Source organism: Roseomonas sp. HF4, assembly GCF_005222755.1.
Lineage (GTDB): Bacteria > Pseudomonadota > Alphaproteobacteria > Acetobacterales > Acetobacteraceae > Neoroseomonas.
In genome coordinates this window covers 259,137-283,831 of sequence record NZ_STGD01000005.1, presented here as the reverse complement: position 1 = coordinate 283,831, position 24,695 = coordinate 259,137, and the positions used below count along the sequence as shown (strand labels likewise).

23 protein-coding genes are annotated in these 24,695 nt (G+C 73.6%); 13 read left to right on the top strand and 10 right to left on the bottom strand.

Translation table 11 applies throughout. The annotated features are described in order from the left end of the window. Positions 1–69: 69 nt before the first annotated feature. The 3 genes from E8M80_RS10590 to E8M80_RS10580 all read left to right on the top strand — a co-directional run bounded on the left by E8M80_RS10590 (position 70) and on the right by E8M80_RS10580 (position 4,333). Complete coding sequence (locus E8M80_RS10590; RefSeq protein ID WP_137125647.1) at positions 70–1,470, top strand: aminotransferase; 1,401 nt, start codon at positions 70–72, stop codon at positions 1,468–1,470. A 52-nt stretch (positions 1,471–1,522) separates the two neighbouring features. Next, a complete protein-coding gene (locus E8M80_RS10585; protein ID WP_137125646.1) occupies positions 1,523–2,698 on the top strand; it encodes an MFS transporter in 1,176 nt (391 codons plus the stop codon). A gap of 261 nt (positions 2,699–2,959) precedes the next feature. Further along, positions 2,960–4,333: a DEAD/DEAH box helicase gene (locus E8M80_RS10580; RefSeq protein ID WP_137125645.1), complete on the top strand. Its 1,374-nt coding sequence runs from the start codon at positions 2,960–2,962 to the stop codon at positions 4,331–4,333. Between the two features lie 49 nt (positions 4,334–4,382). Here E8M80_RS10580 and E8M80_RS10575 read toward each other — a convergent pair whose 3' ends face one another. The 5 genes from E8M80_RS10575 to rpsF form a co-directional block, all read right to left on the bottom strand. Next, positions 4,383–5,657, bottom strand: coding sequence for a cyclopropane-fatty-acyl-phospholipid synthase family protein (locus tag E8M80_RS10575; RefSeq protein ID WP_137125644.1), 1,275 nt, complete (start codon positions 5,655–5,657; stop codon positions 4,383–4,385). A gap of 162 nt (positions 5,658–5,819) precedes the next feature. After that, positions 5,820–6,389 carry a 50S ribosomal protein L9 gene (gene rplI, locus E8M80_RS10570; RefSeq protein ID WP_137125643.1) on the bottom strand — a complete coding sequence of 190 codons (570 nt, stop codon included), beginning with the start codon at positions 6,387–6,389 and terminating at the stop codon, positions 5,820–5,822. Beyond that, a complete protein-coding gene (locus E8M80_RS10565) occupies positions 6,386–7,282 on the bottom strand; it encodes a DUF2232 domain-containing protein (RefSeq protein ID WP_170979324.1) in 897 nt (298 codons plus the stop codon). Before E8M80_RS10565 ends, rplI begins: the two co-directional genes overlap by 4 nt. Before the next feature lie 34 nt (positions 7,283–7,316). Then, positions 7,317–7,595, bottom strand: a complete 279-nt coding sequence (gene rpsR, locus E8M80_RS10560; RefSeq protein ID WP_137125641.1) for a 30S ribosomal protein S18 — start codon at positions 7,593–7,595, stop codon at positions 7,317–7,319. 6 nt (positions 7,596–7,601) lie between these two features. After that, positions 7,602–8,072 carry a 30S ribosomal protein S6 gene (gene rpsF / locus E8M80_RS10555; RefSeq protein WP_137125640.1) on the bottom strand — a complete coding sequence of 157 codons (471 nt, stop codon included), beginning with the start codon at positions 8,070–8,072 and terminating at the stop codon, positions 7,602–7,604. A 498-nt stretch (positions 8,073–8,570) separates the two neighbouring features. Between rpsF and E8M80_RS10550 the strand changes: the two genes are divergently transcribed. The 5 genes from E8M80_RS10550 to E8M80_RS10530 all read left to right on the top strand — a co-directional run bounded on the left by E8M80_RS10550 (position 8,571) and on the right by E8M80_RS10530 (position 13,711). After that, positions 8,571–9,545, top strand: a complete 975-nt coding sequence (locus tag E8M80_RS10550) for a tripartite tricarboxylate transporter substrate binding protein (protein WP_170979323.1) — start codon at positions 8,571–8,573, stop codon at positions 9,543–9,545. A 361-nt stretch (positions 9,546–9,906) separates the two neighbouring features. Further along, positions 9,907–10,866: an ACP S-malonyltransferase gene (fabD, locus tag E8M80_RS10545; protein ID WP_170979322.1), complete on the top strand. Its 960-nt coding sequence runs from the start codon at positions 9,907–9,909 to the stop codon at positions 10,864–10,866. Between the two features lie 169 nt (positions 10,867–11,035). Next, positions 11,036–11,776: a 3-oxoacyl-[acyl-carrier-protein] reductase gene (gene fabG, locus E8M80_RS10540; RefSeq protein ID WP_137125637.1), complete on the top strand. Its 741-nt coding sequence runs from the start codon at positions 11,036–11,038 to the stop codon at positions 11,774–11,776. A 102-nt stretch (positions 11,777–11,878) separates the two neighbouring features. Then, complete coding sequence (locus tag E8M80_RS10535) at positions 11,879–12,697, top strand: PHB depolymerase family esterase (protein WP_137125636.1); 819 nt, start codon at positions 11,879–11,881, stop codon at positions 12,695–12,697. Between the two features lie 39 nt (positions 12,698–12,736). Continuing rightward, entirely contained in the window at positions 12,737–13,711 is a 975-nt protein-coding gene (locus E8M80_RS10530) for an alpha/beta fold hydrolase (RefSeq protein ID WP_137125635.1), read from the top strand. Between the two features lie 27 nt (positions 13,712–13,738). Here the strand turns inward: E8M80_RS10530 and E8M80_RS10525 are convergent, their stop codons facing one another. Both E8M80_RS10525 and cysQ read right to left on the bottom strand, forming a co-directional pair. Next, entirely contained in the window at positions 13,739–14,710 is a 972-nt protein-coding gene (locus E8M80_RS10525) for an L-threonylcarbamoyladenylate synthase (RefSeq protein ID WP_137125634.1), read from the bottom strand. Then, positions 14,707–15,477 (bottom strand): 3'(2'),5'-bisphosphate nucleotidase CysQ, encoded by a 771-nt coding sequence (cysQ, locus tag E8M80_RS10520; protein ID WP_137125633.1) that lies wholly within the window; start codon positions 15,475–15,477, stop codon positions 14,707–14,709. Before cysQ ends, E8M80_RS10525 begins: the two co-directional genes overlap by 4 nt. Before the next feature lie 113 nt (positions 15,478–15,590). Here cysQ and E8M80_RS10515 point away from each other — a divergent pair, with 113 nt between their 5' ends. The 4 genes from E8M80_RS10515 to E8M80_RS10500 are packed head-to-tail and all read left to right on the top strand — an operon-like array spanning position 15,591 to position 19,390. Next, a complete protein-coding gene (locus E8M80_RS10515) occupies positions 15,591–17,066 on the top strand; it encodes a leucyl aminopeptidase (RefSeq protein ID WP_137125632.1) in 1,476 nt (491 codons plus the stop codon). A gap of 8 nt (positions 17,067–17,074) precedes the next feature. After that, a complete protein-coding gene (locus tag E8M80_RS10510; protein ID WP_170979321.1) occupies positions 17,075–18,511 on the top strand; it encodes a M17 family metallopeptidase in 1,437 nt (478 codons plus the stop codon). A gap of 14 nt (positions 18,512–18,525) precedes the next feature. Continuing rightward, positions 18,526–18,936, top strand: a complete 411-nt coding sequence (locus E8M80_RS10505; protein ID WP_137125630.1) for a hypothetical protein — start codon at positions 18,526–18,528, stop codon at positions 18,934–18,936. Positions 18,937–18,940: 4 nt separating this feature from the next. Continuing rightward, positions 18,941–19,390, top strand: a complete 450-nt coding sequence (locus tag E8M80_RS10500; protein WP_137125629.1) for a DNA polymerase III subunit chi — start codon at positions 18,941–18,943, stop codon at positions 19,388–19,390. A 127-nt stretch (positions 19,391–19,517) separates the two neighbouring features. On the opposite strand, the gene E8M80_RS10495 is transcribed toward E8M80_RS10500, so the two are convergent. Next, a complete protein-coding gene (locus E8M80_RS10495) occupies positions 19,518–20,486 on the bottom strand; it encodes a tripartite tricarboxylate transporter substrate binding protein (protein WP_137125628.1) in 969 nt (322 codons plus the stop codon). 172 nt (positions 20,487–20,658) lie between these two features. Between E8M80_RS10495 and E8M80_RS10490 the strand changes: the two genes are divergently transcribed. Then, complete coding sequence (locus E8M80_RS10490; RefSeq protein WP_137125627.1) at positions 20,659–20,844, top strand: hypothetical protein; 186 nt, start codon at positions 20,659–20,661, stop codon at positions 20,842–20,844. A 159-nt stretch (positions 20,845–21,003) separates the two neighbouring features. Here E8M80_RS10490 and E8M80_RS10485 read toward each other — a convergent pair whose 3' ends face one another. Then, the gene (locus E8M80_RS10485; RefSeq protein WP_137125626.1) at positions 21,004–22,524 is read right to left on the bottom strand and encodes a Ppx/GppA family phosphatase; all 1,521 of its coding nucleotides are present in this window, start codon (positions 22,522–22,524) and stop codon (positions 21,004–21,006) included. Positions 22,525–22,528: 4 nt separating this feature from the next. Further along, entirely contained in the window at positions 22,529–24,694 is a 2,166-nt protein-coding gene (locus E8M80_RS10480) for an RNA degradosome polyphosphate kinase (RefSeq protein WP_240789978.1), read from the bottom strand. Position 24,695: the final 1 nt, after the last annotated feature.

Genomic DNA, 24,695 nt, shown 5'->3' with positions numbered 1-24,695 from the left:
TCGGGGGCTTCCACCGGCCGTGCCGCCGCGCGACCATCCTGGCTCCCAGCCCCTGCCGCGAGGTGCCCCATGTCGCTCACGAACCAGCCCGATCCCGAGGAACGCCGGCGCGTGGTCGCGCAGGACCTGCAGAACGTCATGCACCCGATCGTGCAGCATCGCGCGCTGGAAAAGGCGCAGATGGTCGTCACGGGCGCGCAGGGCTCGACCATCGTCGATGCCGACGGCACGACCTACCTCGACGCCATGGCCGGCCTCTGGTGCGTCAACATCGGCTACGGCCGGACGGAACTCGCCGAGATCGCGGCCGAGCAGATGCAGCAGATGGCCTACTACCCGCACACGGCCATGAACCTGCCCGCCGCGCGGCTCGCCGAGATGGTCAACGCCCAGATGGGCGGCGACTACCACGTCTATTTCGTGAACTCGGGCTCCGAGGCGAACGAGGCCGGCTTCAAGGTCGCGCGCCAATACGCCAAGCACGAATTCCCCGGCCAGTTCCGCTTCAAGACCATCGCGCGCCACTACGCCTATCACGGCACGACGCTGGCGACGCTCGCCGCCGGCGGCATGGGCGAGCGCAAGATGAAGTTCGAGCCCTTCGCGGGCGAGTTCCTCCACGTGCCCGCGCCCACCTGCTACCGCTGCCCCTACGGCCTCGAATACCCGTCCTGCAAGACCGCCTGCGCGACCGCCATCGAGGCGACGATCCAGTCGGAAGGCCCGCAGACCGTGGCCGAGGTGATCGTCGAGCCCATCATGTCGGGCGTAGGCGTCGCCGTGCCGCCCGACGACTACCTGCCGAAGGTCGAGGCCATCTGCCGCAAGTACGACGTGCTGCTGCATGTCGATGAGGTGATCAACGGCTTTGGCCGCACCGGGAAGATGTTCGGCCACCAGCACTACGGGATCAGCCCGGACATCATGGCGGTCGCGAAGGGCATCGTCTCGGCCTACCTGCCGATCGCGGCGACCGTCGTGCGGAACCGGGTGTTCGAGAGCTTCCTCGGCGAGGTCGCCGAAGCGCGCCAGGTGATGCAGGTGAACACCTATGGCGGGCACCCTGCCGCGGCGGCCGTCGCTGTGCGCAACATCGAGATCATGCTCGAGGAAAAGCTGCCCGAGCGCGCCGCCACCATGGGCGCCTACCTGATGGATCAGCTGCGCGCCGCGCTGTGGAAGCACGGCATCGTCGGCGACATCCGCGGCAAGGGCCTGCTGATCGGTATCGAGCTGGTCACCGACCGGGAGAGCAAGGTGCAGCTCGACGGCGCGCTGGTGCAGGGCGTGGTGGAGCACTGCAAGGCGAACGGCGTCATCGTGGGGCGCTCGGGCGGCGGCTCGCGCCATTCCAACACCATCGTGCTGTCGCCGCCGCTCATCATCACGAGGTCGGAATGCGACACGCTGGTCGAAGCGCTGGACCGCGCATTGGCTGCGATCGTCGCGAAGATGGCGGGCGCGGCCTGATGCGAAGCCGGGCGCCGGGGTCGCACCGGCGCCCTTCAGCGGCCCCCCGGGCGTGACCGGCGCGCCGCTGCCGCGCATGCCGTGGGCGCTGCTGGCCGCCGCCTGCCTCGGGATGTTCGCCGCCTCCTCCAGCGGCACGACGCGGGCGCCGTTCCTGCTCGACATGGCGCGCGACCTCGAGGCGAGCCTGACCCTGGTCGCGAACCTGATGGCGCTGACCTCGATCTCCTGGGGCATCACCTCGCTGATCGCGGGCGCCTGGTCCGACCGCTGGGGGCGGCGGCCCTTCCTGGTGGGCGGGCCGCTCGGGCTGGCGCTCAGCCTGGTCGGCGTCGCGCTGTCGCCGAACTACCTCGCCATCGCGCTGGCCGCGACGCTGGCGGGCGGCTGCGCCGGCGCGTTCACGGGCGTCATCATGGCGGAAGCCTCCGCCCGCACGGTCGACCGCCAGCGCGGCCGGGCGCTGGGCTGGGTCATGGCGGGGCAGTCGCTCTCGCTTCTGCTGGGCGTGCCGCTCGCGGCCTGGATCGGCGGCTTCATCGGGTGGCGGGGCGTCAGCGCCGCGGTCGCGGCCATCGCGGTGCTCGCTGCGCTCGGCCTGCTGGCGACGACGCTCGGCCCCGCCGGTTCCGCGCGGAACGTCTCCGCCGCGCGACCGAGCCTGCGCGGCGCCATGAGCGGCCCGGTGCTGCGCCTGCTCGCGACCGGCGTCGCGGAGCGCGTCTGCTACGGCCTCGCCGTGGTCTATTTTGCGACCTTCCTGCAGGTCACCTACGCGCTGACGCCGGCGGGCGTCGCCATCCCGCTGGCGGTGATGGCGTCCGGCAACATCCTCGGCACCGTGGTCGGCGGGCAGCTGGCGGACCGGCTGCCGAACCGGCTGCGGACCTATGCGGCGGCGATGCTGGGCTCGGCCGTGGTGGCGCTGGCGCTCTATGGCTGGACGCCGGGGCTGGTGGTGACGGTCGCGCTCGGCTTCGCCTATGTCTTCGTCAACGCCATCTCCCGCCCCTGCCTGATGGCGGCGCTGGCCAATGTGCCGGAGGAGGTGCGCGGCACGGTGCTCGGCCTCAATGTCACCTCGGCGAGCTTCGGCTGGCTCGGCGCCGCCACCATCGGCGGCTGGGTGATGGCCGGCGTCGGGTTCCACGGCTTCGGGCCGCTGGCCGCCGGGGCGGCCGTGATCGGCGCCGTGCTGGCCCTGGCGGGCCGGCCGCCGCAGGGGTGATCCGGCGCCGAACCGGATTTCCCTTGTTTTCGCACCTGCGAAAGGGCATACCCCCTCCATCGCGCGGGTCGACCGCGCGCCACGCGCCGCCCGGCCGCGTGATCGGTCCCCGCCGCTTCCCTTCGCAGAAGGCGTGAAGCGCGGTGCGGGCCCGGGCCGGGGAAGGCGCGCCACCAACCGGACGGTCCCAATCCCGCGGGGCATTCCCGACCCAGCGACGCGCGCCGCGAGACCCGCCGCGCGCGTGCCACAGGACGTATCTTGACCAATACCTTCGAGGCCCTTGCCCTCGACACCCGCATCCTCCAGGCCCTTGCCGAGGAGGGTTACACCACCCCCACCCCCATCCAGGCGCAGGCCATCCCGACCGTGCTGGAAGGCCGCGACCTGCTCGGCATCGCGCAGACCGGCACGGGCAAGACGGCGGCCTTCGGCCTGCCCATCCTGCACCGCCTGGTGCAGCAGGGCGGCCGGCCGCCGCGCGGCGGCTGCCGCGTGCTCGTGCTGAGCCCGACGCGCGAACTGGCTTCCCAGATCGCCGACAGCATGAAGGCCTATGGCCGCCATCTGGGCCTGACCACCGCCGTCATCTTCGGCGGCGTCGGCTTCGGCGCGCAGCGCACCGCCATGGCGCGCGGCGTCGACATCCTGGTGGCGACGCCGGGCCGCCTGCAGGACCTGCTCGACCAGCGCGTCGCGCGGCTCGACCATGTCTCGACGCTGGTGCTGGATGAGGCCGACCAGATGCTCGACAAGGGCTTCCTGCCGGCCATCCGCCGCCTGTTGAAGTCGATCCCGGCCGAACGGCAGACGCTGTTCTTCAGCGCCACCATGCCGGCCGAGATCAACCGCCTGGCCGCCGAGATGCTGAAGGACCCCGTGCGCGTCGCCGTCGCCCCCGTGGCGACGACGGCCGAGAAGGTCGCGCAGCGCGTCATCCACGTGCCGGCCTCCGGCAAGCGCCGCGTGCTGGCCGAGATCCTGAAGGGCGACGGCATCGGCCGCACGCTGGTCTTCAGCCGCACCAAGCACGGTGCCGACCGGATCGTGAAGCAGCTCGACCAGGACGGCATCAGCGCCAACGCCATCCACGGCAACAAGGCGCAGAACGCGCGCGAGAGGGCACTCGCCGCCTTCCGCGACGGCTCTGCCCCCGTGCTGGTCGCGACCGACATCGCCGCCCGCGGTATCGACGTCGACGCCGTGACGCACGTGATCCAGTTCGACCTGCCGGAAGTGCCCGAGACCTACGTCCACCGCATCGGCCGCACCGCGCGCGCCGGCGCGTCGGGCGAGGCGGTCGCGCTCTGCTCGCACGAGGACCGCGACAAGCTGCGCGCGATCGAGAAGCTGATCCGCCAGACGATCCCGAGCGAGCAGCGCCCCGGCGCGACGCCCGAGGAAGCGGCCGCGCAGCGCGAGGCCCCGCGCCCGCCCCGTCAGGCGCAGCCTTCGCGCGGCGGCCAGAAGAAGCCGCAGCGCCAACCGCAGCACCGCCCCGCCGGGCATGGCGTGCCGACCGAGGCGAAGCGCGCCCCGGGCGGCGAGCAGCCGCGCCGCCGCGACCGGTCGTGGCGCGAGGCGGATTTCCGGGACGGCTCGGCGGCGCCGGCCTTCCTGCGCTCGGGACGGTAAGGAAGGGGGGGGGAAGGGAACTTCCCCCCGCGCCCCCCAACCGTCTTCGTCATTTGGTGCCGGCCCCTCCCGGCCGGGTGCCAGGTGCGAGAGAAGGGAGGGGGCTCGGGGGAGGTTCTCCTCCGCCGACCTTGTCCAGGACCATGTAGTCCCGCGTGAGCGGCACCGTCTCCACGCGTCGCGCCAGCTGCATCTGCCAGACGATGTGCCCGCTCTCGCGGAATGCGAGCTCCGATCCCGCCAGGTAGAATTCGAACATCCGGCAGAAGCGTTCATCGGTCAGGCTCGCGATCGCGTCGCGGTTGCCGGCGAAGCGCGCGCGCCACTGCGCGATCGTCATCGCGTAGTGCATGCGCAGGACCTCGATGTCGGTGGTGAACAGGCCTGACCGCTCGACCGCGGGCAGCACCTCCGACAGCGCTGGCGAATAGCCGCCCGGGAAGATGTATTTCGTGAGCCACGGATTGGTGGCGCCCGGCCCGTGCGACCGCCCGATCGCGTGTACCAGCGCAACCCCGTCATCCCGCAGCGCGCCGCGCAGCACGCGGAAGAAGCGGCGGTAGTGGTCGATGCCGACATGCTCGAACATGCCGACCGAGACGATGCGGTCCACCGGCCGGTCCCAGGCACGGTAGTCCATCAGCTCGAAGCGGACGCGGTCCGACAGCCCTTCTTCCTGCGCCCGCGCGCGGGCGACCTCCAACTGCTCGGTCGAGAGCGTGATGCCGGTGACCCGCGCGCCGTGCTCGCGCGCCAGCGTGATCGCCATGCCGCCCCAGCCGCAGCCGATGTCGAGCACCTCGAGCCCCGGCCGGTCGAGCAGCAGCTTCGCAGCGATGTGGCGCTTCTTGGCGGCCTGCGCCTCCTCCAGCGTCTCATTGCCGGTGGCGAAGTAGGCGCAGGAATACTGCCGGTCGCGGTCGAGGAACAGCGCGTAGAGCCGCCCGTTGAGGTCGTAGTGGTGCGCGACGTTGCGCCGCGCGCGCGGTGCCGGATTGAGCTGGTCGATCCGGCGGCGCGCGATCCGCAGCCACTCCGTCGCGCGCTCAGCGGGATGCGTGCCGCCCGTCTCGAGGTTGCGCACCAGCAGCTGCATCAGGTCGAACAGCGTGCAGCCCTCGGGCTGCACCTCGCCGTCCATGTAGGCTTCGCCGAGGGCAAGCGCCGGGTTGAAGGTCAGCCGCCGCAACGCGCGTTCGGTCGTGATGCGCATTCCCGCCTCGGGACCCAGCCCGCCGCGGTAGCTGCGCCGCGTGCCGTCGGGATAGCACACGTGGAGCGTGCCGATGCGGATCAGGCGGCGGATGGCGAGGTGGAACAGCATGCGGGCTCCTCCCTGGCGGCGGGGGAGCATCGCAGATCAGTCATTGCTGATGGAAGACCTGAATCCCGCAGTGCAGCAGGCTTGCAGCGGGGCCGGCGGCGCGACGACAGGCGCCCCGGGGTGGCGGCGGCCGGAATGCCGAGGCATTCCGGCCATCCCGCATCAGCGCTCGGCGTCGGCCTGTCCGGCGGCGAGCTCGGCGGCCAGTTCGGCCTCGAGGCTCGCGGCCTCCGCCTCGTCCTCGGCCTCGACGCGCTCGCCGCGGGCCTGCTTCAGGGCCTCCTCCGGGGAGCGGGCGACGTTCACCAGGACGGGGATGTTGACCTCCGGGTGCAGCGCCACCTGCACGGTGGTCATGCCCACCGACTTGATCGGCTGGCCGAGCAGCACCTGGTCGCGCGCGACCGTCAGGCCCGCGGCGGTGCAGCCCTCGGCGATGTCGCGCGTGGAGACGGAGCCGTAGAGGGCGCCGCTCTCGCCCGCCTGGCGGATGAGGGTGACGGTCAGCCCGGCGACGCGTTCGCCGACGCGCTCGGCCTCCTCGCGGCGCTTGATGTTCTGAGCCTCGAGCTGGGCGCGCTGCTCCTCGAAGCGGGCGAGGTTGTCCTTGCTTGCGCGGATCGCCTTGCCCGACGGGATCAGGAAGTTGCGCGCATAGCCGGGACGCACGGTCACCCGCTCGCCCATCTGGCCGAGCTTGTCCACGCGCTGCATCAGGATGAGATCGATCATGTTGTGCCTCCGGGCGGGCTCGTGCGCCGCCCCCATTGCTCGTAGAAACCGAAGGCCGTTACCGCGATCGCGGCCGGCACGCTGAGGATGACGAGCCCGGCGTAGAACACGCCGAGCATGAAGTGCCGGCCCGGGCGGCCGGCGGAGCGCCGGTGCACCGAAGCGATCCCCTGCAGGAAGACCGGCAGCAGCAGCACGATCAGGACCGAGAGCGTCACGGCATCGCCGTCCCCGCCCGCGACCAGCCAGGCGAGCGCCCCGGCCGCGGTCAGCGGTGGGTACCAACCTGGCAGCCGCACCTCGCTCCAGCGGGGTGTCGCGGCCATGGCGGTGCCCGTGCGCGTCAGCGCCGACTGCGCCGCCGCCCCGTTCACCGCCAGCGACACCGCCGACCAGAAGCCGAGCGCCGCAGCCATCACGCGGACCAGTTCGTCCATCGGCAGGTCGCCCGCGGCGCCGCCCATGCGCCGCACGCCCTGGTCCACCGCCGTGCGCATCGCGCCTTCCAGCCCGCCGGGCGTGCCCGAGAACCAGGCCGCGACCAGCAGGATGACGACCGCCGGCCAGAGGCCGAGGATCGCGAGCGGCACGGACGGGTCGAGCCGGCCGTCGCGGAAGCCGGTCGCCACAATCAGCGTCGCGGGGATGCCGAAGGCGGCCAGGAAGACCACCGCCGGCAGCGTGTCGGCCAGCGCCAGGTGCAGCACAGCGGCCGCCCCCGCCGCCCCCGCGGCGGCACCCGGCCCGAAGCCCAGTCCCGCGGCGAAGATCGGCAGCGGCGTCAGCCAGAAGGCCGCGAAGCCGAGCGGCATGCCGCGCATGGCCCAGAGCGACAGCACGGCGGCCGTGAGGCCCCCCGCCATCGCGGCCAGCCAGCGCGGATTGCTCAGCATGCCGCCCATCGGTGCCTGCCCGGCCTCCCTGTCGTCAGTCGTTGATGACGTAGGGCAGCAGCGCCAGGAAGCGGGACCGCTTGATGGCCTGGGCCAGTTCGCGCTGCTTCTTGCCGGACACCGCCGTGATGCGGGACGGGACGATCTTGCCGCGCTCGCTCAGGAAGCGGGAGAGCAGCCGGACGTCCTTGTAGTCGATCTTCGGCGCCTGCGGGCCGGAGAAGGGGCAGGACTTCTTGCGCCGGTAGAAGGGCCGGCGGGCGCCCACGGCCGGGCGGCGCGCGGCGGGGGTCAGGTCGGTGCTGTCGGACATGATGCCTTACTCCTCGTGGCCGCCGGGGCCGTCGGATTCGTCGCGCGGGCGGGCGCGGTATTCCTCGCGGTCGTCGCTCCGCTCGCGGCCGCGGCCGGAGCCGAAGCGGCCGGCCGGGCGGGGGCCGCGGAAGCCGCGGTCGCCACGGTCGTCGCTGCGCTTGGCCAGCACGGCGGACGGCGCCTCGTCGATCGCCTCGACCCGCACCATCAGGCTGCGCAGCACGTCCTCGTTGAGGCCGAGCTGGCGCTCGACTTCCGGAAGCGCGGTGCCGGGCGCGTCGATGCCGAGGAGCATGTAGTGCCCCTTGCGGTTCTTCTTGATCTTGTAGGCGAGGCCGCGCAGGCCCCAGTATTCGCGCTTCTTGACCTCGCCACCGCCCTCGGTGATCAGGCCGGCGACCTGCTCGGCGATCGCTTCGACCTGCTGCTGGGTCACGTCGTTGCGCGCGATGAACACGCATTCGTACAGTGGCATGTGATCTCCCTGTGGCTGTCTCAGCCCTGGCCCCGGGGTGGGGCGCGCAAACGGGCATAGCCGGGCGCGTGCCTCGCACCCGGCAGGGGAGCGCGGCGTTAAGCACGGCGGAGGGTGCGGAGGCAAGGGCGGAATGCCCCCGCGCGTCGGCGCGTGGTGGGCGGCGGTGGGGCCGGTCGCCCCGCCCTCCCCGGCGTGGCGCGATGTTCGGCCGGCGGCCACCCCGGCGCGCAAGGGCACGAGATGATCGGGCCGGGCGGGTGCCGCGCCAGCCACGCCCTGCGGTCCGGCTCGGTGAGCCCAGGCGGGTCTGGCATTGCCGGACCCAGGGTGATCAGCGCGCAGGCGCTGGCGTTCACCGGCACGCGGCGCACCGGCCCGGGCCCGTCACTGGACCCGTGGTCGCGTCCCAGCGGAGCGGCGTACAACGACCGTCGGGGATGCGCATCATCGCGCTTCATGCTGCAATCACCCGCGAAACGCCCCGGGAGGCCCGCCATGCACCGCCGCAGCGCCCTGATCCTGCCCATCGCCGCCCTGGCCGCGCCCCGCATCGCCGCGGCGCAGGGCGCCTGGGCGGCGTCGCGCACCATCACCCTGGTCGTGCCCTTCGCCGCCGGCGGGCCGAACGACATCGTCGCCCGCCTGGTCGCGCCGCACCTCCAGCAGGCGCTCGGCCAGACCGTGGTGGTCGAGAACCGCCCCGGTGCGACCGGCGCCATCGCCGCCCGCCATGTCGCGGCCCTGCCGCCGGACGGGCACGCCCTGATCGTCGCCGCCTCCGGCACCATGACCATCAACCCGGCGGTCATGCAGCGCCCCGGCTACGACCCCGAGAAGGACTTCGCCCCCGTCACGCTCGCGATGTCGGTGCCCAACATGCTGGTGGTGCACAAGGACGTCCCGGCCCGCACCGTCGCCGAGACGATCGAATGGCTGAAGCGCGAGGATGGCCGCGCCTCCTATTCCTCTGGCGGCGTCGGTTCGACCGAGCAGCTGGGGATGGAGCTGTTCCTGCGCGCCACCGGCACCCAGGCGACGCATGTGCCCTTCCCCGGCGGCGCACCCGCCGTCACCGCCATGATTCAGGGCACGGTGCAGTGCTCCATCCTGAACGCGGCGACGGTGCGCCCGCATGTCGCCTCGGGCGCGCTGCGCGGCATCGCCATCGCCATGCCGCGCCGCTTCGCCCCCCTGCCAGATGTGCCGACCATGACCGAGGCCGGCTTCCCGCAGGTGGTCTCGGCCTCCTGGTCGGCCTTCCTCGCGCCGGCGGCCACGCCGGCGCCGGCCATCGCGCGGCTGCACGAGACCATCACCGCCGCGCTCCGCCAGCCCGAGGTCACGCAGCGCCTGACCGCGGCCGGCTTCACCATCGATGCCAGCACGCCCGAGGAACTCGGCCGCACCATTTCGACCGAGCTCGCGCGCTGGAAGCGCGTGGTGGCCGAGGCCGGCATCCAGATGAATTGACGCGCCCCGCGTCGGCGGTCCTGCTCACCGCGCTGTTCGACGCCCCGGCCCGGGGCCGACCCGCCCGCGCGCATCAGCGCCCCCTGCCAAAGCGCCGGACCGGCCATGCGGCCCTTCGCGACCGAGGCCGAGGCGCGCCGATGGCACGACGCGCTGCGCGCCTGGAACGAGGAGTGCCGCCGGCGCTTCCAGCAGCGCTGCCCGGCGCCCCGGTCGTTCCGGATCGCCCATCCTCCGGCGTTCCGGGCAGGGGTCCGCTGGCCCCATCCTTGCGCAGAGGTCCCACCGCGCGGTTGACAATGCCCCCCGCCCGCCGCATCCCGCGCCCGGACCGCCAGCAACACCACGGATACGCGCAATCATGGCAACAGCCTTCGTCTTCCCCGGCCAGGGCAGCCAGGCCGTCGGCATGGGCCGCGACCTGGCCGAGGCCTTCCCGGCCGCCCGCCACGTCTTCCAGGAGGTGGACGACGCGCTCTCGGAGAAGCTGAGCCGGCTGATGTGGGAGGGCCCGCAGGAGGACCTGACCCTGACCGCCAATGCGCAGCCGGCGCTCATGGCCCATTCGCTCGCCGTGGTGCGCGCGCTGGAGGCCGAGGGCGGCTTCCACCTCGCGGACCGCGTGGCGCTCGTCGCCGGGCATTCGCTCGGCGAGTATTCTGCGCTGACCGCCGCCGGCGCCTTCGACGTCGCGACGGCGGCGCGCCTTCTCCGCCTGCGCGGGGAAGCGATGCAGAAGGCGACGCCGCCCGGCACCGGCGCCATGGCGGCGCTGCTCGGCGCCGAGATCGACCTCGCGCGCGCCATCTGCGAGGCCGCCGCGCCCGACCCCGAGACCGGCACGCGCGAGGTGGTCGAGGCCGCCAACGACAATGGCGGCGGCCAGGTCGTCATCTCCGGCGCCAAGGCGGCGGTCGAGCGCGCGATCGAGGTGGCGAAGGACCGTGGCGTGAAGCGCGCCATGCTGCTGCCGGTCTCAGCGCCCTTCCACTGCGCGCTGATGGCGCCGGCGGCGGATGCGATGGCCGAGGCGCTCGCCAAGGCCGACCTCCGCGCGCCCATCGTGCCGGTGGTGGCGAACGTGACCGCGGCCAAGGCGACCGAGCCCTCCGAGATCCGCGACCTGCTGGTGCGCCAGGTGACCGGCACGGTGCGCTGGCGCGAATGCGTGGCGGCGATGGCCGCGATGGGCTGCGACCGCTTCGTCGAGGTCGGCTCGGGCAAGGTGCTGACCGGGCTGATGAAGCGCAACGCGCCCGAGGCGACCGCGATCGCCATCGGTACGCCGGCCGATGTCGAGGCGTTCCTGAAGTCGCTGTAGTGGAGGCGCCGCACCTCCCCATGGACCGGATCCACCTGCCCGGCCGCGGCCGCCACCACGCGCCTCGCGGCGCGGGAGGAAGGCAATGCCCGCGCCTGGTTCGACCTCGCGACCGCACGGTGCTTCGACCCCGCCGCGCGGGGCCTCAACCCCTGACCGGAGTTCCTGCATGTTCGACCTGACCGGCAAGACCGCGCTCGTCACCGGCGCCACCGGCGGCATCGGGGAGGCGATCGCCGCCGCGCTGCACGCCCAGGGCGCGACCGTCGCCATCACCGGCCGGCGGGAAGCGGAACTCGCCCGCGTGGCCGCGGCGCTGGGCGGCGCGCGCGTCATCGTCGCGCCGGCCGACCTCGCGGACCCAGCGGCGCCCGCGGCCCTGGTCGAGAAGATCGAGGCCGACGCCGGCGGGCTCGACATCCTGGTGAACAATGCCGGCTTCACCCGCGACATGCTGGCGCTGCGCATGGGCGACGCCGACTGGAACGCGGTGATCGAGGTGGACCTGACCGCGCCCTTCCGCCTGGCGCGCGCCGCGCTCCGCGGCATGATGAAGAAGCGCCACGGACGGATCGTGTCGATCGCGTCCATCGTCGGCGTCACCGGCAATGCGGGCCAGGCGAACTACGCCGCCGCCAAGGCGGGGCTGATCGGGATGTCGAAGTCGCTCGCACAGGAAGTCGCGACGCGCGGCGTGACCGTGAACGTCGTCGCACCGGGCTTCGTGAAGACCGCGATGACCGATGCGCTCGGCGATGCGCAGAAGACCGCGCTGCTGTCGCGCATCCCGACGCAGCGCATGGGCACGCCCGAGGACATCGCGGCGGCGGTCGTCTACCTCGCCAGCGCCGAGGCGGCCTGGGTCACGGGCCAGACGCTGCACGTCAACGGCGGCATGGCGATGATCTGACGCGGCGCGGGCGGCAACCCGAGCCGGGCCTCGCTTCCGCCCCTCGTGGCGGTCGGCCCGGCGGTCGGCTAGCCTCCGGCGCAACGACACCGGAGGCCCCCCATGCGCCTGCTCCACTGCGCGGCGCTGCTGCTGGCGCTGCTCGGCGCCGCGACCGGAACCGCGCGCGCCTGCGGGCCGGACAGCGACTGCGTCGTCGGCGCGCGCACCTACCGCATCCGCCTGCCGCCGCTGCCGCCGGGCGCGGCGCGCATCGGCGCCATCCTGGTCGCCCACGGCTATCGCGACACGGCGGCCAACATGATGGCGGATCGCGACCTGGCCGCTGCCGTGTCCGGCCTCGGCCTCGCGCTCGTTGCGCCGCAATCGAAGGGCGAGGTCTGGACCCTGCCCCATGCGCCATCGGGCGGGGACCGGCCGCCGCTCGACGAGGTGGCGGACATGGCGCGGCTGCTCGACGACGTCGCCGCTCGCTTCCCGGTGGACAGGGGCCGCATCATGGCCTCGGGCATGTCGGCCGGCGGCATGCTGGTCTGGCACCTGGCCTGCCATGGCGGCGGCCTGTTCGCAGGCTACGCGCCGGTCTCGGGAACCTTCTGGGCGCCGGTGCCGGCGACCTGCCCGACCGGACCCGTGACCATCCTGCACAGCCACGGCACCGATGATCCCGTCGTGCCGCTCGGCGGGCGCGCGATCGGCGACGGGCGGCAGGGCGACGTGCGGGCGGCGATCCGCAGCTATGCCGCCTTCGGCCGCTTCGGCCCGCCGGCAGAAAGCCGCGCGCCCGGCCTCGACTGCACGCGCCGGGTCAATCCGGAAGGCCGCGTGCTCGAGCTCTGCCTCCATCCCGGCGGGCACGAGCTGCGCGCCGAGGATGTGGTGCGCGCCTGGCGCAGCCTCGCCGCCCTCAACGGCTGGTGAGCCTGCGTGTAGCCTCACGCCCCCGACGCCGGAGGATTCATGACGCAGCCGCCCGCCCACCCGCCGATCGCGCTCGCCCGCTGGGGCTCCTTCCATGTCGGCGGGCATGAGACACGCGTCGCGAGCGAGCCGCCGCGCGAGGTGCTGTTCACCCCCGGGAGCGCGCCGGCGCGGCTTGACCCGAACGGCACCTACCTCGTCGGCGGCATGTACGCCCAGTTCATGGTGCCAGAGCCGCGCCGCGGCGCCATGCCGCTCTTGCTCTGGCACGGCGGCGGCCTCACCGGGGCCTGCTGGGAAACGACGCCGGACGGGCGGGAGGGCTGGCAGCATTTCTTCCTTCGCCGGGGCTGGGAGGTCGTGCTGACCGACGCCGTCGAGCGCGGCCGCGCGGGCTGGACGCGCATCCCCGAGGAAACCGGCGGTACCGCCGTGACGCTCACGCTCGAGAACCCCTGGGCGCGCTTCCGCATCGGCCCCGGCACGCCGCAGGACGGGCGCGTCTTCGACGGCCAGCAATTCCCGGCCGACCCGGCCTCGTGGCGCAACTTCATCCGGCAATGCGTGCCGCGCTTCACGACGACGGACGACCTGACGCTGGCAGCCTATGGCGCGCTGCTCGACCGCGTCGGGCCATCGGTCGTGGTCGCGCACAGCCAGGGCGGCTTCTTCGCCTGGCGCGCGGCGCAGGAATGGCCGGGGACAGTGCGGGCGCTGGTGCTGGTGGAACCGGCCAGCACCGGGGTGATGGAGAAGGTCGCGGCGCTGGCCGGCATTCCCGTGCTGATGATCTATGGCGACTACATCGAGGATGACCTGCGCTGGCCGGCGATCCGCGCGCGCGGGCTGGCCTTCGCCGAGGCGGTGCGTGCGGCGGGCGGGCATGTGGATGTCGTGGACCTGCCGGCGCGCGGCATCCGCGGCAACAGCCACATGATCCAGATGGATCGCAACTCGGATGAGGTGGCGGCGCTGGTTCAGGGCTGGCTGGTGGCGCGCGAACTCTGGCGATGAGGCGAGGCGGGGGTGCCGCCGCTCCGCCTATCGCGGTGCGGCGGCGCGTTGCAGCCGGTCGTTGATCGCCGCCCCCAGCCCCTCCGCCGGGACCAGCATTGCCGCGATCCGCACCAGCCCGAGCCGCCGCCCCTCCGCATCCAGCCAGCGCAGCCCGGCGAACAGCCGCGCCGCCGCCTCGCGCAGGTCGCGCGACTCGCTCAACTGCCAGACCGCCCCTGCACCCGGTGGCGCCGGGCCGAAGGCGAGCAGCGCCTCGTCCGCCGCCACCTCCCGCGCGCCCAGCCGCACCGGCAGCGACGGCGCGTAGTGGGACAGCATCATCCCCGGGGATCGCAGCGTCCGCGTCGCCTCGGCCGCCGCGAGCGGCAGCGGGCGCGCAACCGGGCCGATCACCGCCTCGATCGCCTCGACCGGCACGCCGCCCGGCCGCAGCAGCGCCGCCCCCCCGGCGGCGAGGTCGAGCACCGTGCTCTCAACGCCCACGTCGCAGGCGCCGCCGTCTAGCACCGCCGCGATCCGCCCGCCGAGGCCGTCCAGCACGTGCTGCGCCGTAGTCGGGCTGACCTGGCCCGAGCGGTTGGCGGAGGGCGCCGCGACCGGCGTGGCTGCCGCGCGCAGCAGCGCCAGCGCCAGCGGATGCGCCGGCACGCGCACCGCCAGCGTCTCGAGCCCCGCGCCCGCCAGCAGGTCGACGCGGCAGTCCGGCCGCCGCGGCAGCACCAGCGTCAGCGGCCCGGGCCAGAAGCGGTCCGCCAGCGCCCGCGCGCGTGCATCCGGCACGGTCTCGGCGAAGGCGGCCGCGGCGTCCGCGACGTGGCAGATCAGCGGGTTGAAATGCGGCCGGCCCTTGGCCTCGAACACCGCCGCCACCGCGCGCCCGTTCCGCGCATCGGCGCCGAGGCCGTAGACCGTCTCGGTCGGGAAGGCGACGAGCTCCCCCGCGCGCAGCAGCGCCGCGGCGCGCTCAACCTCGTGCGCGGTCAGCAGCAGCGTCACGCGGGCCGGCCCTCGCAGACAAACCCCGGGTTCTCCCAGCGCGGCTTGCGGTAGGCGAGCGGCCCGCCGCCGTCGAGCAGCCGGATGCGCCCGCCGGCCGCTTCCAGAACCGCATGCGGCGCGGCGGTGTCCCATTCCATGGTCCGCCCGAAGCGCGGGTAGAGATCGGCGCTGCCCTCGGCCACGCGGCAGAACTTCTCGGCCGAACCGATGTTGACGATGCGCGCCACGCGCCTTCCGTCGAGGAACCGGCCCATGCGCGGGTCGTCCTGGTAGTGGTGGCTGCCCATGACGGTCAGCCCCTCGGCCGGCGCGGCGCGCGCGGCGATGGCGCGGGTGCCGGCGGCGTCGCGCTTCCAGGCACCGTGCCCGACGCGGCCCCAGAACACCTCCCCCGTCGCGGGCAGCGCGACGGCGCCGAGCACGGCGCGCCCGTCGGCGACCAGCCCGATGTTGACCGCGAAATTGTCGCGCCCGGCGGCGAATTCCCGCGTGCCGTCCAGCGGGTCGACCAGCCAGAAGCATCGGCCGGGATCGACGGGCGCGGTGCCGGCCTCGATCTCCTCCTCCGCGATCACGGGGATTTCCGGCACCACGGTTCGCAGCCCCTCGACGATCAGGGCTTCCGCGATGCGGTCCGCCTCGGTCACGGGGGACCGGTCGGATTTGCGTTCCACCGCGAAGCCGGCGGCGCGCACGGCGTTGATGGCGGCCCCGGCCTCCTCGGCCAGGCGCGTCGCGAGCGCGAGCAGGGCGTCTTCATCCATGCGGTGCCGTGTGGCGCCATGCGGCGTCGGGGACAAGCCCCGCCCCTGGCCGCCGGCCGGCGCGGTGCCTAATGTGGACCATTCCTCATCCGCCCGTCCGGAGACGCCCGCCCATGCCCGACATCGCCTTCGTCAAGCCTGCCCTGCCGCGCGCCGGCGCGCTCGTCCTGCCGCTGGCCGAGGAGGCGCCGCTCGCGGGCCTCGCGAAGCAGGCGGACGAGGCGACGGGCGGCGCCATCTCGCGCGGGCTGGAGGCGGCGAAGTTCAAGGGCCGCAAGGGACAGAGCGCGACGCTCTGGGCGCCGGGGGCGGGGCTGTCGAAGGTGGTCGCTGTCGGGCTCGGCAAGGCGGCCGACATCGCGGCCGCGGGCGCCGAGGCCGCGGGCGGCGCCATCGCCGGGCCACTGGCGCAGGAACGCGAGGCGGTGGTCGCGGCCGATGGGCTCACGCCCGCCCTGGCCGCCTCCCTGGCCCTTGGCGTCCTGCTGAAATCCTACCGCTTCGATCGCTACCGCACGACGCAAAAGGAGGAGGACAAGCCGAAGCTCGAGCGCGTGGCCGTCGCCGTCGCCGACGTCGCGAAGGCCAAGGCCGCCTATGCGCCGATGCAGGCGGTCGCCGACGGCGTCTTTCTGGCGCGCGACCTGGTGAGCGAGCCGCCCAACGTGCTGACCCCGGTCGAGGCGGCGGAGCGCTGCAAGGCGCTGGCGAAGCTCGGCCTCGGCGTCGAGGTTCTGGGGCCGAAGGAGATGAAGAAGCTCGGCTTCGGCGCGCTGCTCGGCGTCGCGCAGGGCAGCGCGCAGGAACCGCGCATGGTGGTCATGACCTGGAACGGCGCGCCCAAGGGCAAGAAGGCGGGCAAGCCGCTCGCCTTCATCGGCAAGGGCGTGACCTTCGACACCGGCGGCATCTCCATCAAGCCCGCCGGCGGCATGGAGGACATGAAGTGGGACATGGCCGGCGCCGGCACCGTGATCGGCCTGATGGCGGCACTCGCCGGCCGCAAGGCGAAGGCCGACGTGGTCGGCATCGTGGGCCTGGTCGAGAACATGCCCTCCGGCACCGCGCAGCGGCCGGGCGATGTCGTCACCACCGCCTCGGGCCAGACGGTCGAGGTGATCAACACCGACGCCGAGGGCCGGCTCGTGCTGGCGGACGTCATCCACTACTGCATCGAGAAGCACGACCCGCGCTTCATGATCGACCTCGCGACGCTGACCGGCGCCATCATCATCGCGCTGGGCCATGAGCATGCCGGGCTGTTCAGCAACGACGACACGCTGGCCGCGCGCATCGAGGCGGCGGGCCAGGCGGTGGGCGAGGCGGCGTGGCGCATGCCGCTCGGCGAGGCCTACGACAAGCAGATCAAGTCCGACATCGCCGACATGAAGAACGTGGGCGGGCGGCCCGGCGGGTCGATCACCGCCGCGCAGTTCATCCAGCGCTTCGTGCAGAACAGGCCCTGGGCGCACCTCGATATCGCCGGCACGGCCTGGAGCAGCAAGGACCTGCCGACCGCGCCCAAGGGCGCCACGGCCTACGGCGTGCGGATGCTCGACCGCCTGGTCGCCGAGCACTACGAGGGCTGAGCGCGCGCGTGATCACCGTCCAATTCCGCCGCGGCACCCCCGCGGCGGACACGCCCTGCATCCTGCCGCTGGCCGAGGGCGCCGCGCCGCCCCAGGCCGTGGCGGCGGCGGCGCGCGCCGCGCGCTTCGTGGGGCAGGCGGGACGTGTGCTCGACCTGCCGGGGACGCCGCGGCGCATCCTCGCCGGCATCGGGCCGGAGCGCTCGCCGCTCGCCTTCGAAACAGCCGGCGCCGCCGCCGTCCTCGCCTCCGGGGAGCCTGCCGAACTGGCGCTGGCGGCCGCGAACCTGGCCCCGGAGGACGCCGCCGCCGTGGCTGCGGGCGTGGCCCTCGGCGCCTGGCGCTTCGATGCGCTTCGCACGCAGGGCGTGCCGCGGCCGCTCCGGCGCCTGACCGTCCATGCGCCCGAACCGGCCGCCGTCGAGGCCGCCTTCGCCCCCCGCGCTGCCGGCGTCGCGGGCTGCCTGCTGGCGCGCGACCTGACGGCCGAGCCCGCCAACCGCCTGACCACCCGCGCCTTCGCCGAGCGGCTCGAGGCGCTGGTGGAGGAGGGGATCGAGGTCGAGGTCCATGGCCGCAAATGGCTCGAGCGCCATGGCTACGGCGCGCTGCTGGCCGTTGGCGCCGGCAGCGCGAGCCCGCCCCGCCTCGTCGTGCTGCGCTGGCGCGGCGTGCTGCCGCTGGCGCCGGTCGCCTTCGTGGGCAAGGGCATCGTGTTCGATACCGGCGGCGTCTCGATCAAGCCGGCCGCGGGGATGGAGGCGATGCGCGCCGACATGGCCGGTGCCGCCGCATGCGCGGGCGCCATGCTGGCCCTGGCGCGGCGCAGGTCGCCGGCCCCGGCCGTCGCGGTCCTCGCCATCGCCGAGAACGCGACCGGTGCGCGGTCCTATCGCCCCGGCGACGTGATCCGCACCGCATCGCGCCGCACGGTCGAGGTGATCGACACCGACGCGGAGGGCCGCCTGGTGCTGGCCGACGCGCTGCATCATGCCATCACCGCCTTCCGCCCGCGCGCGGTGCTCGACCTCGCCACGCTGACCGGGTCGGTGGTGACGGCGCTCGGGCATCATCGCGCCGGGCTGTTCGGCACGGATGCGGCGCTCATGGCCGCCACCGCCGCGGCGGGGGAGGCGGTGGGGGAGCCGCTCTGGCCGTTGCCGATCGGGGAGCGCCACCGGGAGGACCTGCACTCGGACATCGCCGACCTCCGGCAATGCGCGCCGGCGGGCTCGGGCGCGGCCGGTGGGCGGCTGCTGCCCGATGCCTGCCACGCGGCGGCGTTTCTGCGCGAATTCGCGGGCGGCCTGCCCTGGGCGCATCTCGACATCGCGGGGGTGGACACCGCCGAGGCCGCCCATGCGCTCGGCCGCGCGGGGCCGACCGGCTTCGGCGCGCGCCTCCTCGACCGTCTGGTTGCGCTACGCTTCGAGGCGGAACCGTGAGGAGGGAGGCACCCATGCGGCGCTTCGCGCTGACCCTGCTGATCCTCGGCCTGCCGGGCGTGGCCCCGGCGCAGCCGCTCGCGTCGTGCGAGCGGGTCGACGGCAGCACCCGGCCCGGCATCATGCCCGCCACCGCGCACGAGGTGCTGGCCGATGCCGAGGGCGTGCGCCGCGTGCTGCTGACGCTGCGCAACGGCACGCGCACCACGACCGAGTTCACGCCGACGGGCGGCGGCGTCTCGGTGAGGCTCGCCACCTTCCCGGACGGCAATGCGCCTGGCCAGGTGCGGGCCGTCTTCAACCGCGCGGTCGTCGAGCCGTCCGGCACCTACCTGTTCGAGACCTGGGTGCGGGGGCCGCAGGACCCGGCGCCGCTGCACAACTGGTACCGCCTGCGCTGCGCCGCGCCCGGCGCGACCAAGTGACCGCATGGCCGAGATCGGCTTCTACCACCTGACGCGGACACGGCTGGAGGAGGCGCTGCCCCGCCTGCTTGGCCGCGTCCTCGCCGCGGGCGGGCGCGCCTTCGTGCTCTGCGCGGAGGCCGAACGCGCGAAGGCCCTCGACGCCGCGCTCTGGCTCGCCGCCGATCCCGACTGGCTGCCGCATGGCCTGGCCGGCGGGCCGAACGATGCGCTGCAGCCGGTGCTGCTCGGCACCGAGGATGCGGCGCCGGCCAATGGCGCGCGCTTCCTCGTGCTGGTGGACGGGGCGGACAGCGCGCGGCTGGCGCAGTTCGACCGCGTGCTCGACCTGTTCGACGGCGGGGACGAGGAAGCGGTCGCCGCGGCCCGCCGGCGCTGGGCCGTGGCGAAGGCGGCGGGCCAAGCGCTCACCTACTGGCAGCAGGGCGAGCGGGGTTGGCAGAAGAAGGCGTGATGCCACGCGCAGAAGTTCCGGCTTGCGGCCCGAAGGGTCGAGGCCGCAACCGCGGCCCGCCCGGCGCCTGAGGGGCACGAAGGTAAAAACCTTCGTGCTCCAGGAATGACCCGCCGCCGCGCCCGGATCACCCCGGCAGGCGGATGCCCGTGATCTCGACCATGCGGCGCCAGCGCTCGATCTCCTCGCGCTGGAAGGCGGCGAAGGCCGGGGCGGGCATTGGCGCGGCGACGAAGCCCTGGGCAGTCAGGCGCTCGCGCATCGCGGGGGTGTGCAGGATGCCGACCAGCGCCTCCGACAGGCGCGTCACGATCGCGGCATCCGTGCGCGCCGGCGCCCAGAGGCCGAACCAGGCATCGACCGCGAGGTCGGGTGCATTCAGTTCCGCGAAGGTCGGCACGTCCGGCGTCTCGGGCAGGCGCGCCGGCGCGCCGATGCCGAGCGCCCGCAGCCGCCCGTCCCGCACCAGCGCCACCACCTGCGGCCAGGTCGAGACGAAGAAATCCACTGTGCCCGCGACCGTATCGGTCGTGGCCGCGGCGCCGCCGCGATAAGGGACGTGCGTCGCCTCCATCTGCTCCCGCCGCACGAAGGTCTCGGCGATGACGTGGCTGGCCGAGCCCGCGCCGGAGGAGGCGTAGGTGACGCGCCCGCCGCCCTTTCCGCGGGCGGCGAGTTCGGCCAGCGTCCGCGGCCCGTTCGCGGGCACCACGATCGCGTGGTGCACCGCGGCCAGCCGCGCGATGGGCGCGAAATCCGCCACCGGGTCGAAGGGCAGGGAGGGCAGCATCGCGGCATTGGCCGCATGCGTCTGGTTGTTGCCGAGCGAGAGCGTGTAGCCGTCCGGCGCCGCCTGGGCGACCGCCTGCGTGCCGACGACGGCGGCGCCGCCTGGCCGGTTGTCCACGACGAAGGTGCTGCCGGCGATCGCGTCCTGCAGGGCCGCGGCCAGCGTGCGGCCGAGCACGTCGGTCGAGCCGCCCGGCGGGTAGGGCACGACGATCCGGATCGGGCGCGACGGCCAGGCCTGGGCCCGCGCGGCGGCGGCGGGCAGGGCGAGGGCAGGGGCGGCGAGCAGCGCGCGGCGGCGGATCATGCGGTTTCCTCCCGGCGGCGCGATTGCGCCGTCCACGCCTCCCTGTTGGCCGATCCCGCGCCGATGGTCCAGACGGTGCGCGGGCGGATCGCAGGCGGCTTCACGTAAGCTTCGTTTGTATGCCGCGCGCCGGGGCATTACCAATACGCCAGTCAGAGAACGGAGGGGCGTGATGGCAGACATCGACCCACCGGGCACGACGAAGCCCCCGGCCGGTCCCCCCGGCGCCGCGGGCCGGCTGTCCGAGCCGGCGACGAGCCAGGCGCTGTGGCCCACCTTCATGCGGCGCACCATCGCCGCGGAGCCGCTCCCGCGGCCGGAGAAACGCCCCGTCGGGGTGGTCCGCGCCGCGACCTAGAGCAGCGTCCGATCGGATGGAACCGCGGCGCGGTTCCGCCGGGCGGACGTAAGCTGCTCTGGAGTCGATCTATTCACGATGAGCAAGAAGTCCGATCGGGTGATTTCATCTGATCGGATATTGCTCGAGGGCAGCGCGTGATCGGATCGAGGCGCTGCTCTAGCCCGCGACCTCGACCGCCGCTTCCAGGCCGAGCACCGCGGCCAGCGCCTCGACGCGCCGCAGCACGCTCTCGCCCGCGAAGACGCCCGTGCCCTCGACCAGCCGCAGCACGAGGCGGCCGCCGCGGCGCTCCAGCCCGGTGCCGGCCAGCAACTCCGGCGTGCCGCCCGACAGCGTGTAGGCGAGGCGGAGCGCGGCCCCCAGCACCTCCGCCCGCCGCACCGCGGGCAGGTCGAGCAGCACGCGGGCGGATTGCAGGTAGGGCGCATCCGGCCCGGCCTCGTAGCGCAGCGCCGCGGCGAGGGCGAGGAAGGCGCGCGCATGGTGGTCGAGCCCGACGCCGGGCTGGCGCAGCACGCGGAAATAGGAATGCTCCGCCCGGTAGTCGGGGTGGTCGTGGCTGCCGATGTCGCTCGCCCAGCAGGCGGCGATGCGGAGCGCGGCATCGGCCGGCCCCTCGGCCTCGAACAGGCCCGCGGTCCAGCGCGCCAGCGCGCCCGGCAGGCGCGGGTCGCGGCCGAAGCGGTGCGCCAGCTCCTGCGCGGCGGCCAGCAGCGGGTCCGCCTGGCGGACCTCGGCGCCGAGCCGGCGCGCGTACCAGCCCTCGCGCAGGCCGTTGGCGCTGAACACCACGCGGCGCGCGCCGGTCGCGCGCAGCAGCCGGCGCAGCACCACCGCGGCCCAGGGCAGGTCCGCCAGCCGCTTGGTCGGCGCGCCGGGCATGCGTTCCAGCGTGCGGCGGGTCGCCGCCATCACGACGCCTGAGAGGTCGCGCGCCTCCTCCCGCAGCAGGACGTAGTGGTGCACGATCGACAGCGGATAGGCGGTCTGCGCGATGTGGATCCGCGCCAGCGCCCGCCAGGCGCCGCCCACCAGATAAAGGTCGCGGCCCGCGGCGTCGGCCAGCCAGGGAACGCGGGCGAAGTCCTCGTCCGCCAGGCCGCGGGCGCGCTGCACCTCGCCGCCGGCGCGCTCGGCCAGGCGGATGGCGCCAAGCGGGAGGCTCGCCGCCCGCCCGGCGCGGCCATGCGCCAGTTCCACCACTTCGAGCGAGCCGCCGCCGATGTCGCCCAGCACGCCGTCGGCGTCGGGGAAGCCGAGCAGCACGCCATCGGCCGAGATCAGGGCCTCCTCCTGGCCCGTCAGCACGCGGATCGGCAGGTCGGGCAGCCGCGCGCGCAGCGCCGCCACGAAGGCCGGCCCGTTGCCGGCGTCGCGCACCGCCGCTGTCGCCAGCACCTCGACCGGGTCGGCGCCCATGGCGCGCGCGACCGTGTGGTAGCGCACCATGACGGTCAGCGCCTGCTCGACCGCTTCCTCGTTCAGCAGGCCGGTCGACTGCAGGCCGCGGCCGAGGCCGAGCACCGCCTTCTCGTTGAAGATCGGCAGCGGGTTGCGCCCACGCCCCTCGAAGACCACGAGGCGGACGGAGTTCGAGCCGAGATCCACCACTGCCGAGCGCGGCGCGCGCAGCCCGTCCTCGTGCCAGGGGGCGGCATCGGTCAGGGGGGCGTTCATGGGCTCAGTCCTGCAGCACGCGGTCCTGGCGCGGCCGCCGCGGCGCGCCCTTGAGCGCGCTGCCGCGGCCCGAAAGGGACGGGTTGGTCATGAAGTACTCATGCGCCGAGACCGGCTTGTCGCCGGGCTTCAGCCGCGTCCAGGCGCCATCGGGGCCGAGCTGCCAGGACTGCATCGAGTCCTTCAGGTTCACGACCATGATCTGGTCGAGCACCTGGGCATGCACGGTCGGGTTCTCGACCGGCACCATGGTCTCGACGCGCCAGTCCATGTTGCGGCCCATCCAGTCCGCGCTGCTGATGAAGACGCGCGCGCGCCGCGACGGCAGCCGGTGGCCGTTGCCGAAGACGCAGATGCGCGAATGCTCGAGGAAGCGCCCGACGATCGACTTCACGCGGATGTTCTCGCTGAGCCCCTTCACGCCCGGGCGCAGGCAGCAGATGCCGCGCACCACCGCATCCACCTTCACGCCCTGGCGGGACGCGGCATAGAGCGCGTCGATCAACCCCTCGTCGACCAGCGAGTTCATCTTGATCCAGATGGCCGCCGGCCGGCCTTCCTTCGCGAACTCGACCTCGCGCTCGATCAGGCCGAGCAGCGTGGGGCGGATCGTGAGCGGCGAGAAGGCGAGCTTCTCCATGCTCTCGGGCCGGGCATAGCCGGTCATGTAGTTGAACAGCTTGGCGGCGTCGCGCGTCAGCGCCGGGTCGGCGGTGAAGTAGGACAGGTCGGTGTAGATGCGCGCCGTGACCGGGTGGTAGTTGCCCGTGCCGAAATGCGCGTACGACTTCAGGTGCGGCCCTTCCCGCCGTACCACGAGGCTCACCTTCGCGTGGGTCTTCAGCTCGACGAAGCCGTACACGACCTGCACGCCCGCGGCTTCCAGTTCCCGCGCCAGAGCGATGTTGCGCTCCTCGTCGAAGCGGGCCTTCAGCTCGATGATGCCGGTGACGCTCTTGCCCAGTTCCGCCGCCTCGATCAGCGCCTTGGCGATCGTGCTGTCGCGGGTGGTGCGATAGAGCGTCTGCTTGATCGCGACGACGTTCGGGTCGCGCGCCGCCTGGCGCAGGAACTGCACGACCACGTCGAAGGATTCGTAGGGGTGGTGGACGACGATGTCTTTCGCACGGATCGCCGCGAAGCAGTCGCCCCCGAAATCCAGGATGCGTTCGGGGAAGCGCGGCGTATAGGGCGTGAACAGCAGGTCCGGCCGGTCGTCCACGATCATCTGCGTGAGGTCCGACAGGCCGAGCAGCCCGTCCACCACGAAGACCTCGGCCTTGGACGCGCCCAGTTCCTCGGCCACGAAGTCGAGCATGTCGCCGGGCGTCGCCGCGGTCACGGACAGGCGGATCGGCCGCCCGCGCCGTCGCCGCTTGAGCGCGGTCTCGTACGACCGCACGAGATCCTCGGCCTCGTCCTCGAATTCCACGTCGGTGTCGCGGATGACCCGGAACAGGCCCGTCTCGGCAGGGATGAAGCCGGGAAAGAGGCGGTCGAGGAACAACAGGATCAGGTCCTCGAGCAGCACGAAGCGGATACCGCGCTCCCCCTCCCGCGCGGGGAGGCGGATGAAGCGCTGCACCTGCGGGCTGAGCGGCAGCAGCGCCCGCATGGTGCCGCCATCCTCCTCCCGCACCAGCTTCAGCACCATGCAGAGCGACAGGTTCGAGATGAACGGGAAGGGATGCGCCGGGTCGACCGCGAGCGGCGTCAGCACCGGGAAGACCCGGTCCATGAACCAGCCGTCGAGCCATTCGCGGTCGGCGGCGTCGAGCTCTGCCGTCTCGCTGAGCGCGACGCCGGCGTCGCGCAGCAGCACGCACAGGTCCTGCCACGTCGCCTGCTGGCCGGCGATCAGCGCCTGCGCCTGTTCGTGGATCGCGGCCAGCTGCTCGGCCGGCCGCTTGCCGTCGTGGCTGAGCTTCACGATGCCCGCGCGTTCCTGCCCGACCAGCCCCGCGACGCGCACGGAATAGAATTCGTCGAGGTTCGAGGCCGAGATGGCGACGAAGCGCAGTCGCTCCAGCAACGGGTGGCGCTCGTTCGCCGCCTCCTCCAGCACGCGCTGGTTGAAGGCCAGCCAGGAGAGTTCCCGGTTGATGAAGCGGTCGGGGCTCGTCAGCAGCGCCTCGGGCGCCTCCGCGGCGATGGGCAGGGCGTCGGTCATG